Consider the following 12,098-nt stretch of genomic DNA (forward strand, 5'->3'; position numbering starts at 1 on the left):
GGGGGAGAGAGTCCGAATTTGAGCAAAAAAAAGTAAAGCGAGTTGTCTGATATTGATAGGCTGCACTCGCTTTACTGAATTTTCTATCTAGCGGGAACGGCTTCTCTTTTTTTAACATCCGTATGGCTGCATGATTCTGTAGAATGCCCTTTCTCATTCGTGCACCATGATTGCGATAAGAATGCCAAGAATATAGCCACCCATTTATCTTTAAATTGGATCAGTATTCCACCATCTTGCCACGAACCGTTGTCACCCTTCCAACGTCCCTCGTTTCCTTGATTCATATGAACATTGTGGACACCGCGGCCGGGTTCAAAACCGAATATTTTATCAGGCTTGTTGTTTTCTGGTCCCCATTCTGATCCATAAACATAACAGATGGCTTTTTCTTTAATCGCTTTTTCAATATACTTCTGGATTTTATCATTCAAATCATTATCCGGGCCTGATTTGTCATGCGGGAGCGGCACCATTTTGGAAGGGTCAAACAATTCCCCTCTGACATAATCCAGCGCAATATCTCTATTGTCTTTCGTGATTCTGGTAAACCCGTTGCTCATTGTAGGCAAAATGGTTATCGAGGAAGCATCATATTGTTCGTCGACCAAGTATAATACTTCAGATTCATGAGAGCTCGACATGACATTAACGGCAATTCTATAGTCAGTGTTATCTTCTCCGATCATTCTAATTTGATAATGAGGTGTGGAATTGTCGCGTTCATCCTTACCGTCGATTGCTATTCCTTTTAGAACACCATAACCTTTAATTGGCATACGGGTACCCCCTGTTTTTGTTTTGAATTCAAACATTAATACTGTTTCTTAGATTCGTGCGATTCATGTTAGGTAAATTATTCTGGAACTAACATTCGGGATTGCAGATAGCCGGAAGCTCTGCTACAATACGACTAATAACCGCATACGCGATCATGCCTGTGAAGAGAATCCAACTCGGAGGCGTTGCGATCGGGACTGTTCGGCTGATTCAGGCAGCAGTAGTCCTCTAAGTATTCCGGAACCGCACCGTTACAGGCGGATCAAGAGAGTTGGCACTTGCTGCCGGCTAATTTGGGTGGCACCGCGAGCGCGCTCCTCGTCCCTTATATGGGATGGGTGAGCGCGTATTTTGTTATATACTCGGGAGGAGTGCTGACCATGTTAGACATTGCTATGATCAGGCAGAGGCGGAAGGAAATTGGAGAAGCGGCTGTCCGCAAAGGACTGACCTTCGATGTAGAGGAGCTGCTTGCGGTCGATGAGCGAAGAAGAAGGGCGCTTGCAGAGACGGAGGAGCTTCGCGCTCAGCGCAATCGGGGATCGGCGGCCGTTGAACAGTTGTTAAGAGACGGACGCAGGGGCGAAGCGGACACGGAGAAGAGGATCAACGGAGAGCTGGCTGCGAAGTTGAAGGGAAAGGAAGCCGAGCTGAGGGAGCTGGAAGCAGAGTATAAGAGACTCCTGCTGCTCGTTCCGAATCTGATTTCGCCCGATACGCCGGAGGGGACATCTGATCATGATAATGTGGAAGTGATGAAATATTTGGAGCCGCCTGTGTTCGACTTTGAACCTAGGAGTCATATTGAACTGGGAGAGACGCTTGATCTGATTGACCTCGTTCGTGGTGTCAAGATTGGCGGAACTAGGCAGTATGTGCTTCGAAATCACGGGGTGCTGCTTCATCGCGCGGTTCAGCAGCTTGCCGCTGATATCGCCCAGGAGCAAGGCTTTACCTTATTGGATGTTCCGATCATGGTGCGGGAGGAGACGCTTGTTGCTACCGGATTCTTCCCGGACAACCGTGAAGGAACCTATGCGATCGATGGCGAGGACAAATGGCTGGCCGGCACATCGGAAGTGCCGCTTGTCTCATATTACAGCGGTGAAACGCTTGACTTGAGCGAGCCAGAACTGCTGGCAGCGGCAAGTGCCTGCTATCGGGGCGAGGTTGGCTCGGCAGGCCGTGATGTGCATGGCTTGTACCGAGTTCATGCCTTTGCCAAGGTGGAGCAGGTCGTTATTTGCCGAGCGGATTTGGAGCTGGCGGAGGAGCTGTTGCAGCGGATTCTGATGAATGCCAGGACCTTTGTGGAGAAGCTGGAGCTGCCTTATCGCATCGTTGCAGTATGCGCAGGCGATATGTCGCAGAAAAATTACAAGCAGTACGATATTGAAACCTGGATGCCCAGCCGCAACAGCTATGGAGAAACGCATTCGGCATCGTCGATTCTGGATTTCCAGGCAAGACGCGCCGGGATTCGTTATCGGGATGACGATGGACGGCTGCAATATGCCTTTACTCTGAACTGTACCATTGCCGCGAGTCCCCGCATCCTTATTCCACTGCTTGAGAACCACCAGCTGGAGGATGGCTCGGTCTATATCCCGGAAGCGCTCAGGCCATATATGAACGGAATAAAGGAACTGCACTGCCGTTAGGGGGCTTGTATTAGAGGCTGCTCCATAAGATTTTCTATCTTTGGGGGCAGTGAATGACTTCATGATTCGGTATCGCTCTATATGTATCTCCCAGCTCTGGCGTGGCGCTGCATGACGGTGGTTGGCCACTGCGGAGCAGTGAAGTAAGGTGCAGTGAAGTGCAGTGAAGTGCAGTGAAGTGCAGTGAAATGCAGTGAAGTGCAGTGAAGTGCAGTGAAATGCAGTGAAGTGCAGTGAAATGCAGTGAAGTGCAGGAAGCCTGCGAAAGTGCATGAATTTCGGTTAAAAGTACCCTTACGAGGTGAAATACCTGCGTTGGAGCAGGAATAATTGACCGAATGGACCCACTAGAGCCAATTACGGCGAAATGCCTGCACTGTGGCAGGCATTTCGCATTTAGCAGGCTGGAACGAGAGAAAAGCTGCATTTACGCAGGCATGTTCGTCGTCTAATAAACCACGTCTTAAACAAAATTGAAGCCTCCACACCTCATTGACTCAGGAAGAAATGCAGCCCAATTGTTAGACACCGTCCAACAGTTGGTCTGCATTTCAGAATTGGAGGCTTCTTTATAAGATTTGGGGGTGTGTTTTCGACATTCGTTTTCGGACAGCCCCTAAATTTTTAGTCACGCCAGTACCATTTTCTCATAGGTCAGCGGCAGCGCGGATGACCGCGAGCAGTCCATACTCCATCAATATATTACAATTGAACTGTCAAAAATGAGTCTAGCCTTTTCTTTTATCAACGGGTATACTTTGGTTTATGTAATTACATTTCATACCATTAATGCGAAATAGAGAGGGGTATCAGGAAATGAGCTTGGAATCGGTACATAGATTGGCGGACCAGATCCGGTCGAATGTCAGTAAAGTAATCGTAGGGAAAGAAGATATAATCGACAAGCTGCTTATAGCTATCATTGCCTCCGGCCACGTCCTGCTTGAGGATGTTCCGGGCACTGGAAAGACGCTTATAGCGAAAGCGCTGTCAAAATCACTTGATTGTTCATTTAAGCGCATACAATTTACGCCCGACCTGCTGCCTTCCGACCTTACCGGCATTCATTTCTATAATCAGAAGCTGTCGGAATTTGAATTCCGTCCAGGGCCTTTATTTACGAACATTGTGCTTGCAGATGAGATCAACCGGGCAACCCCGCGTACCCAATCCAGTCTGCTGGAATGTATGGAAGAGCGCCAGGTGACGATTGACGGGACAACGCATGGGCTGGCGAAGCCTTTTCTCGTCATCGCTACGCAAAATCCGGTCGAGCAGCAGGGAACGTTCCCTCTGCCGGAGGCGCAGCTAGACCGTTTCCTGTTCAAGATCAAGATGGGCTACCCTTCCTCGGAAGAGGGGCTCCATATTATGAAGCGTTTCATGTCGGATAATCCGCTTGAACAGCTCCAGCCCGTTGCGAATGCTGCGGATATCGCGGAAGCGCAGAAGGCCGTTCTCCAAATTCAAGTGAGCGAGGATCTGCTTCGCTACATACTCGCCATTGTAGAGGCGACGCGCACACATCCGGATGCCGCACTAGGCGTAAGTCCGCGCGGGAGCCAGGCGCTGCTTCGCTCATGCCAGGTATACGCAGCGCTGCAGGGCCGCGATTATGTCATACCTGATGACGTGAAAGCAATGGTTGTGCCCGCTCTCGCTCACCGTATCACGCTTCGCAGCTCGCAGCGGCTTAGGTCGGATGCGGCAGAGAGCCTGCTGGAATCTGTCATGCGGTCGGTGGAGGTTCCTGCCGATGCCCCTCTGAGATAAACCTGTCATCGATCAGAAGTCTGATGAGAGAAAGGAGAGGGAGCGATTCATGAATATTCATTGGTTTATTATTAGTGCAATAGTTGTGATCCTCATTCAGGTTCTTATATTCCGTCTATTCAGCTTGAAAGGCTTTGCATATGAGCGGTCATTCAATAAAGCTTACTGCTTCGAAGGCGACCGGGTCGAAATGGTGGAGCGTCTCGTTAACAGCAAGATGCTTCCCATTCCATGGCTGCGTGTAGAATCCCAGATTCATACAGGTCTCAAGTTCGAAAGCCAGCATAATTTCGATGTCAGTGACGGGAGCTATTATCAGAATCATAAGAGCTTCTTCAGCTTGATGGGGAATAAGCAGTTGACCCGCCGCCATAATGTGCAATGCAACATGCGGGGCTGTTACCGGTTGAAAAGCACGGCTTTAACATTCGGGGATTTGTTCGGATTATATAAGAAATGGATCAGAATCCCCCTTGAAGAGGAGATAGTGGTCTATCCAAGGCCGGCAGACCTTTCTGATCTTAATCTGCCCTCCAGAAGCTGGCAGGGTGATGTGTCCGTTCGCCGCTGGATTGTCGACGATCCCTTCTATATTACGGGTGTCCGCGATTACATGCCAGGCGATTCGATGAAATCGATCAACTGGAGCGCAACCGCGCGTGCAGGCGAGCTTCAGGTACACAGAAGAGATTATACAGCCGATTATAAACTGCTCGTTGTTCTTAATGTAGAGGATCATCCCAATGTATGGACGACGGTCAAGGATACAGCAATAATCGAACGCGGCATACGATATGCGGCAGCGCTAGTCCAGTATGCGTCCCAGCAAGGGATGGAGACGGGGTTCGCCACCAATGGCCATCATATGGATATTCCCGGCAAGACTGTTATGGTGGATATGGAGTCCGGGCAAGACCATATGTTCTATATTTTCGAGCAAATGGCGAAGCTGGTCATATCACCAGTTATTACTAGTTCTGAGCTGTTGAACGAGATATCTGAACGTTACAGGGAACGGTATGACATTGTTATTGTGTCCGCTTTCGTATCGGAGGGGATCGAGCTGGCGATCGACAAGCTAAGAAGCGCAGGGCATGGCGTCGATCTGCTCCCGATTCCGCAGCAGGAAGGTGGTGCAGCATGATGGGAGTCATGCGCGAAAGCGCGCTCGTAATGGTACGCGGCTCCATAGAAATGGTGCTCTATCTGCCGATTGCGATACTTCTGCAGGTCTATCTGCTGCCTGCCGATCAGGGATGGCTGTGGCTGCTTCCGATGCTGATCGCTTATCCGGCCGGTTATCGGTTGAATCGTCTACTGTCGCTCCATCATCCGGCGGCAATTATGCTGATTAGCATAGTTGCTGCTGCTCTGTACGGAATGTCTGTATACGGAATCTCGATCATCGGAATTGTAACGTTCATTACAGCGGCAGCTGGCATGTATCGGGGCCAAATGATGGCTGTGCACCTATGGTCAACCCGATTCTATCCGTGGCAGTACGGAACGGGATTGTTCACTTATTTTACGGTATCGATCGTATTCGGCTGGATGGAGCCGTTTCAGCCTTTCAAATGGCCGCTGCTCGGCTTTGGCTTGTTATCGCTCGTATTGACTCTAAATGCGATCAACAAGAGCTATGTAAATACGGAATCGCTTACGAATGAGCATATGCCCAGAGTGGAGAAAACGGTCAAAAGGCAGAATCGCCTGTTCGTCGCTATCATAATCGTTGTCTCAGTCCTTATTGTGTTTACGTACCAGTTGCAGTGGTTGTTTACGGCTTTGTGGAATGCGTTTCAGAATTGGCTGAATAGCTGGCAACTGATGGAGCCAACGGAGGAGCCTCCGGCCGAGGTTACTCCTGCTCCTATGCCCCGGCAAGAGCTGGAGCTGCCCACTGAGAATAGAACGACACTCAACATACCATGGGATTTGATCTTGTATATTTTCACGGGAATTCTCGCTCTAGTCCTGCTATTCATTATTGTGCGCTACATTCGTCACTTGCCTAAGCTATGGAAGGCATTAAAGGACATTTGGAAGCAGATGCTGCAGCGGGAGCGTATTACTGTTGCGGCTGGCTACGTGGATGAGATCGAGGATATTAGCAAGCCCAAGCGAATACGTGTATGGCTGTCGGGAAGAAATAAGCAGCCGCGGATAAAGTGGAAGGATCTGCAGGATAATGAATCCCGCATCCGCTACCTGTACCGACAATGGCTGGGCAGGGCAATCAAGGGCGGATATGTATTCAAGCCTCATTTTACACCGCAAGAGAATGGCAGAGAGCTGATCGCCACAAGCGGAAGCAGCGGGCATGCTGTATGGGTGAAGACATTGCTGGAGCAATATATGGGTGTCCGTTATGGCGCGAGGAAGGTTAAAGATGAGAAGCTGCAGCAGTTGATCGACGAAAAGCCGGAGCAATAGCCATACATATTTATCCATCAAAGCGGTCATTCTAAGTAGAGCTCAAATGATCACTTGGAGGGATAAATATGGAGAACCAAGGCCAACCGATTAACAGCCAGCAGCTTTCGTACGAGCAATTTCAAGCGCAGGTACAGCAGCAGCAGGAGCAGCAAAGAATACAGGCACAGCAAGCGCTGCGCAATGTAGGGCTGGATCCGCGCTCACAGCAAATCAGCAAGGTAGTTATCGAGCTGCAAAGTATTCAAAGCGAGCTGCAGCTGGCCGAGAATCAGATTGGGATGCAAATGGATGCGCAAAAGCGGCAAATTCAAAGCTTGCAGCAGCGCCTTCAGCAGGCTGTAACCCATGTCCAGAGCACATTTGGTGCGAATACGAATACGAATGCGGCGAGTGGCTCGGATCTGCAGCCGCCGCAGGGGCAGCAAGGACAGTTCTACCAGTAGATGCAAGGAATCGGAAAGGGAGCAGGGAGGAGATCCTTGTTCCTTTTTTTCGTGATACTGCTCTGGCTTGTGCTGGCTATTGCTGGAATTTCCCCTTTGCGACTGCAAATCCAACCAGAACGATACCTAGACCGACCCATGTTCTCCACGTTGCAGTTTCCTTGAAGAACATAAAACCCATGAGCAGTGAAATCAGCATTTCGATTCCTTTGGATGTGATAAGAACGAAGATCAGATTGCCGACTGCTCTAAACCCAAACTTGACCCCGTAGCCGATGCAGAGATTCGCAATCAGGAATAACGGGAGTGCGCAGAGCTGGAATTTGAGCGTTGACCAGAAGTGGGGATCAATATGCTTGCTCTGGTAAGAAAACACCAGATTAACAATGAGCAGCCCCGTAAGCAGCAGAGAGAAGCTGTACAAGTAATACATCGTGACCTCCAGTAATGCCCCTATTGGACCAAGGTTTTGCGTACTGCTAATAAAGTTTCCACAATGCAACTTTTTTATAAGTGTCCAATTTGAAAGTGGTGATATGAATTGAATCTACAATCATTATTCTCGGAACAAATTATTTCGCAAACTTCACTGGGTGGCCGTGCAAGCGATGTGTGGCAGGTGAAGACGGAGAATGGCGAGTATGTTGTCAGATCATCGGGAGTGAATGAAAACTCGGATGCTCCTTTCTTATGGGCATGCAGGAACTTGTTCGGAATTGAACTGCAACATACTTATGACATCGAATATGTGAACGATCAACTTGGACAAATGAGTACTAACATAGATGTCCCTCGGGTGATTCAAAAGGGAATCATTGATGGAAGGCAGTTTATTGTAGTCGAAAAAATGAATGGAACGGAATTTCGTTTTCTGGATATGCCTCCTCTAATGATGGAGGGCTTCGGGATGGCAATAGCGGATATTCATTCCCATGGCTTTTCGGAGTATGGTGCACCGGCAGGGACTTATAGAAATCCTGTAGAGCAATTCCCGCAACACCTCAGTAATGCCCTTAGTGTATTATCCTCACGTTATTACAATTCCAACATTGAGATCACCAGTAAATTACAATATTATTGTTCACTAGCTGAGAATTTACCTCTCCCTGGAAGTGCTTCTTATGTCATGCTTGATATGGACGCAAGACAATTTCTTGCAGCAAATCATAGAGTTACTGCAATTGTCGATACAGAAGCCTATGTGCTCGGACCGAGAGAACTCGATCTGGTGGCCATCGAATGTTCCCTGGATAAAAATGGTGCCGCATCCTTCAAGAAAGGATACGCTGCCGTATTGCCGTTTCCAGATTTATCGCCAGTTCGCGATGTGTATCGATTCCTGTTTTGTTTATTAGAAATTAAGGGGCCAGCAGTTGATTACAACAGTTGGCTCTCATCGCCCCGCTGGTTCGACAGCATCGGGCCGTCTTATAAATAACATAGATTTAGAAGTAAATGGTGGTGATTCATAGTGAGATATTCGATACGGCTGGCAGTGGAAGCGGATTTGGAGCAGCTGGCGCAAATGAATAAAGAGAAATGCGGGCTGAGAATATATTGCAATAATGGAACGTATGTTCTATGATATAATTTAGTTGGCAATTAGTACATGTATATCTCAAAAATATTGCCGATTTGCCTGAAATGGAAAAGGTGTTTTTCGAGTTTTTTGAAGAAAATAAATTCCCTGCGCGAATGACAACGACTACTGATTTTATTGATTCCGATTGTCTAATTATGATAGATGGCATTGCATACAAGGGTCAATGATGATTATTAATCCATATTTTAATATTAATAACTATAAAGAGGGATATTGTTTATGAGTGCACAATCCATATATAAGAGTGAAGAAGGAAAGAGAACAATCCTCAATCATTATGAATCTTATTTAAGCTTGCTTAATGTTGATTTTCAAAGAATGTATGTAGAAACTTGCTTCGGCAGTACGCATCTATTAACGACAGGACCGGCGGATGGCAAACCGTTATTTATTCTTCAAGGAGGCAACTGCATCAATCCGATTACATTATCCTGGTTCTCTTCCTTGTTTGGGAAATATCGAATTTATGCGCCAGACACAATTGGGCATCCCGGTTATAGTGCTGAAACAAGAGTTTCTGCAAAAGACGCGAGCTATGCTTTATGGATTTCTGATATAATGAATGTTCTTAATATTGAGAAAAGTGCTTTTGTCGGCCCTTCTTATGGCGCTGGCATCATTCTCAGAATAGCTGCTCATATGCCGGAAAAAATTGCTTGTTCGGTGCTCGTTGCGCCATCAGGTTTGCAACTGGGCTCGAAATTAATCATGATACGAAAAATACTGCTCCCAATGCTCCTGTTTAAAATGAATGCCTCACAAAAACATTTGCAAGGCATTGCGGATGCGATGTCATTTAATAGCATGAAAGAAATCGATAAACAGATTATCGGGGATATTTTTACTCATGTAAAATTGGAGCAAAATATGCCTAAGTTGACTGAGAAACGAGAACTGTTGAATTATTTTTCACCCACACTGGTTGTGGCGGGACAACAGGATATTTTCTTCCCCGATAAGAAAGTGATTAAGAAAGCGAAGGGAATCATCTCTAATGTGATTACAACCAGCTATGAAATGGGTCATTTCCCATCCGAACAATATGTGAAATTAATGAATGAAGATATCAAAGCGTTCCTGTCAGAAAATTATTCATGATCCATATAAAGCCGAGAAGAATGGGGAATGTGCAGTGATGAGAAGCAGAGTCTTCAGTGAAATCATTCATTCAGCGGATGAATTGGTCGCGTTATACGGAACTCCGAGCAATATTGTAATGAATAAAACGATCGGGATTCTTGATGGGCACTGCCGTTATTTTATATCCCGGTCGCCATTCGTTGTCATCTCTACAAGTGATGCGGCAGGGCATTGCGATGCTTCTCCACGCGGGGATGCAGCGGGATTCGTGCATGTTCTGGACGACAGGCATCTGGTAATACCTGAACGTCCCGGCAACCGGCGCTTTGATTCATTGACCAACATTATGGCGAATCCGCACATCGGCCTGCTGTTTATCATTCCTGGTCTTGAAGTCACTTTAAGGATCAATGGACAAGCTGTCATTATGAAGATCCGTCTATATTGGCGCAGATGGAGGCCTTCGGGAAGGTTCCGCTTGTTGGTATCGGCGTTGAGGTGTCAGAATGCTTCATCCATTGCGCCAAATCGTTCAAACGGTCGCGATTGTGGGATGCTGCGTCATGGCCTGAGCAAGAAACGCTGCCGAATCCGAATAAGATGATAGCGGATCATGCCAGCAATCTCGGTATAACCGAAGCAGATGTGGACCGGGCATTGAAGGAAAGCTATAAGCAGCGGCTTTATTAATGCTAGTTAACCATTACATACGATAGAATAGGAGGCCATAAGATGGCAACAAAGGGCTCGTATCGGGCTGCACAAGCTCCGGTGTGTGTCATTCAATCGATGCACCTCAGGACGATCAGAAAGAAGAGAACGATCCGATACCGCCATGTGCAGACTACGATGCTGATCTTCATTATTGGGGGTAGCGGCACAGCGCTCATAGATCGCCGGAAGGTCGAGCTTGTGGCAGGCACTGTGCTGCTGCTGACGCCAGGCATGCAGATCACCGTCTCCTGTCCGGCAAAGAATCTGGACTACTATCTGATCGCTTTCACCCATCTGGTTGCAGATGCTGTTGGCAGGTCAGCGGCCAGGGTTCAATTCCGCAATGAACCGCTTGGGCTGTTCGAGCCGGGAGTGCTTCAAATAAGCAGGGTACAGCAAGCAATGAAGCTTGTCCAGCGGTTATATGAGGATAGCCAAAGCGGCCTGGATGATGGACGGATGATGCTCCGGTTCCAGGAGCTGCTGCTAATGATGGCACAGGATTGCGATCTGCAACAAGCAAGAGATGGTTCGCGCCATTGTCTGGACCAATCCATCGCTTACATGAAGGCGCATTTCCATGAGAAGCTGGATATGAGAGAGCTGGCCGCTATTGCTGGTGTAACGTTGAGCTCTTATTCGCGTCTGTTCAAGCAAATTACGGGCGAGACGCCAACCGAATATTTGACCCGGCTTAGGATGGAGAACGCCCAGCAATTGTTGAAGCAGAACCAATACAAAGTCAAGGAGGTCTCATCGGCTGTCGGCTATAAGGATGAATTTTATTTCAGCCATGCCTTCCACAGATTTGTTGGCATCACGCCCACTCAGTACAGGAAGAGAAGCCAGTTGAGGGTAGCTGTTGCCTCTTGTACGCAATTAGAGGATTGTCTGGTCTCGCTCGGTATTCAGCCCGTTACCTGTGTGAACTGCTTCCGGTATCCGGGAATGGCGGATGAAGAATACGAGCATTTGTTTACTCGGCTTCTGGAAGAGCTGGTGCAGGCCAGACCGGATGTTATTATCGGAGACCGGCATCATTTGAGTCTTGAGGACCGGTTCAAGGCGATTACCCGCCAGATTGTGTATGCAGTTGATATGGATTGGGTGGCGAATTACCGCAAGCTCGCTGAGCTGTTCGGAACAATGGATGGAATGAACACGAGAATGAATGAATTGTCCTTACGGACTAACGAGGCAAAGGGCATATTGAAGCAGAACTGGAATAATCAATCGGTCGCTATCATACAGGTATCTCATCTTGGTATCCGCGTGCAGGGGATGACCGGCCATCCGTTGAATGAACTGATCTATCGCGAGCTGGAACTGCCCCCTGGGAAAAATATACCGATGCAGCTGGCGTTCATGGAATACCTGCCAGAATGGCTGCCGCAGCTGGAAGCGGATCATCTCTTCATTCATATGAATCACCGGAGAGCGGGCAGTGAAGCCATCTATGAACGGATGCGCCAGACACATGCCTGGCAGTCCATCAACGCTGTTCAGAGGGGAACTGTAACGATCATTCCGAATTGGTTCCGGCTGAGCTGGACACCTGCCGGACGGGACAGGATTATGCTGGAATTGCTTGAAGCGGCAGACAGCTGA

Annotated in this window: 10 protein-coding genes and 1 pseudogene; 9 read left to right on the forward strand and 2 right to left on the reverse strand. The window is 48.0% G+C overall.

Annotated features, from left to right (window positions below; genetic code table 11):
- Positions 1-83 precede the first annotated feature (83 nt).
- Positions 84-779 carry a YukJ family protein gene (locus tag K0T92_RS22745; protein ID WP_219874808.1) on the reverse strand — a complete coding sequence of 232 codons (696 nt, stop codon included), beginning with the start codon at positions 777-779 and terminating at the stop codon, positions 84-86.
- Positions 780-1,160: 381 nt separating this feature from the next.
- On the opposite strand from K0T92_RS22745, the gene serS reads away from it, so the two are divergent.
- The 5 genes from serS (at position 1,161) to K0T92_RS22770 (ending at position 7,093) form a co-directional block, all read left to right on the forward strand.
- A complete protein-coding gene (gene serS / locus K0T92_RS22750; RefSeq protein WP_219874810.1) occupies positions 1,161-2,441 on the forward strand; it encodes a serine--tRNA ligase in 1,281 nt (426 codons plus the stop codon).
- Positions 2,442-3,257: 816 nt separating this feature from the next.
- The gene (locus K0T92_RS22755; RefSeq protein WP_219874812.1) at positions 3,258-4,214 is read left to right on the forward strand and encodes an AAA family ATPase; all 957 of its coding nucleotides are present in this window, start codon (positions 3,258-3,260) and stop codon (positions 4,212-4,214) included.
- Between the two features lie 49 nt (positions 4,215-4,263).
- A complete protein-coding gene (locus K0T92_RS22760) occupies positions 4,264-5,358 on the forward strand; it encodes a DUF58 domain-containing protein (RefSeq protein WP_219874816.1) in 1,095 nt (364 codons plus the stop codon).
- Positions 5,355-6,647, forward strand: coding sequence for a DUF4129 domain-containing protein (locus tag K0T92_RS22765; RefSeq protein WP_219874818.1), 1,293 nt, complete (start codon positions 5,355-5,357; stop codon positions 6,645-6,647). The genes K0T92_RS22760 and K0T92_RS22765 overlap by 4 nt, the downstream gene beginning before the upstream one ends.
- A 68-nt stretch (positions 6,648-6,715) precedes the next feature.
- A complete protein-coding gene (locus K0T92_RS22770; protein WP_219874820.1) occupies positions 6,716-7,093 on the forward strand; it encodes a hypothetical protein in 378 nt (125 codons plus the stop codon).
- Between the two features lie 76 nt (positions 7,094-7,169).
- On the opposite strand, the gene K0T92_RS22775 is transcribed toward K0T92_RS22770, so the two are convergent.
- Positions 7,170-7,526, reverse strand: coding sequence for a hypothetical protein (locus tag K0T92_RS22775; protein WP_219874822.1), 357 nt, complete (start codon positions 7,524-7,526; stop codon positions 7,170-7,172).
- 108 nt (positions 7,527-7,634) lie between these two features.
- Between K0T92_RS22775 and K0T92_RS22780 the strand changes: the two genes are divergently transcribed.
- The 4 genes and pseudogenes from K0T92_RS22780 to K0T92_RS22795 all read left to right on the forward strand — a co-directional run bounded on the left by K0T92_RS22780 (position 7,635) and on the right by K0T92_RS22795 (position 12,098).
- Complete coding sequence (locus K0T92_RS22780) at positions 7,635-8,531, forward strand: phosphotransferase family protein (RefSeq protein ID WP_219874824.1); 897 nt, start codon at positions 7,635-7,637, stop codon at positions 8,529-8,531.
- Between the two features lie 384 nt (positions 8,532-8,915).
- Positions 8,916-9,794 (forward strand): alpha/beta fold hydrolase, encoded by an 879-nt coding sequence (locus tag K0T92_RS22785; RefSeq protein WP_219874826.1) that lies wholly within the window; start codon positions 8,916-8,918, stop codon positions 9,792-9,794.
- A gap of 37 nt (positions 9,795-9,831) precedes the next feature.
- A pseudogene (locus K0T92_RS22790) lies at positions 9,832-10,466 on the forward strand (pyridoxamine 5'-phosphate oxidase family protein).
- Positions 10,467-10,508: 42 nt separating this feature from the next.
- A complete protein-coding gene (locus K0T92_RS22795; protein WP_219874828.1) occupies positions 10,509-12,098 on the forward strand; it encodes a helix-turn-helix domain-containing protein in 1,590 nt (529 codons plus the stop codon).

Origin of the sequence: Paenibacillus oenotherae, assembly GCF_019443105.1 — a bacterium.
Taxonomy (GTDB): domain Bacteria; phylum Bacillota; class Bacilli; order Paenibacillales; family Paenibacillaceae; genus Paenibacillus_Z; species Paenibacillus_Z oenotherae.